At 77.8% G+C, this 654-nt stretch carries 1 protein-coding gene; it reads right to left on the reverse strand.

All coding sequences use genetic code 11. The features are described 5' to 3' along the window. Positions 1 to 644: class I SAM-dependent DNA methyltransferase (locus VQ03_RS29915; protein WP_048454576.1), on the reverse strand; the 644-nt coding region annotated here is incomplete at its 3' end. Positions 645 to 654 lie beyond the last annotated feature (10 nt).

The following is a 654-nucleotide window of genomic DNA, read 5'->3' on the forward strand; positions in this document are numbered from 1 at the left end:
GCCGCCACCGCGAGGTCGGCGCTCCCGCTCGGCTCGCGGCTCAGGACGTCGCGCAGGTCGCCCTCCTGCAGGCGGGCATAGAGGCCGGTGCGCCGCGCCTCGGCCAGCATCCCGGGCGAGAGGTCGATCCCGGTGAGCGTGCCGGCGATCCCGCAAAGGGCGCGGCCCATCAGGCCGGTGCCGCAACCGAGATCGAGGACGCGGCCGAAACGGACCTCCGGCCCCCGCAGCCGCTCCAGGGCCGCGCGGATCAGCGCCGGGCCGCAATAGCCGAGGCCCTCGACGAGGTGGCGTTCGAAGCGGCCTGCATAGCCGTCGAACAGGGCCCTCACATAGGCCGGCGAGATCGCCTCCTCCGACGCGTCCCCGAGCTCCGCCAGATGCAGGCGGGCCCCCAGGGCATCCTCCGGATCGAGGGCGAGCGCCGCCCGGAACGCGGCGGCGGCCTCGTCCCGCAGAGCCGGGTCGGCGGCGCGGGCGCGCCCGAGCAGCAGCCAGGCCGGGCCGTAGCCGGGCGCGCGTTCCAGCACCTGGGCCGCGAGGTCCGCGGCGGCGCCCGCATCGCCCTCGGCGAGGGCCGCCTCGGCCCAGGCGTAGCGGCGGTCGGCGAGGAGGTCGCCGGAGGAACGGGCGGGGGCGCGCATCGCTGAGGGG

It is taken from the genome of Methylobacterium tarhaniae, from assembly GCF_001043955.1.
GTDB lineage: Bacteria > Pseudomonadota > Alphaproteobacteria > Rhizobiales > Beijerinckiaceae > Methylobacterium > Methylobacterium tarhaniae.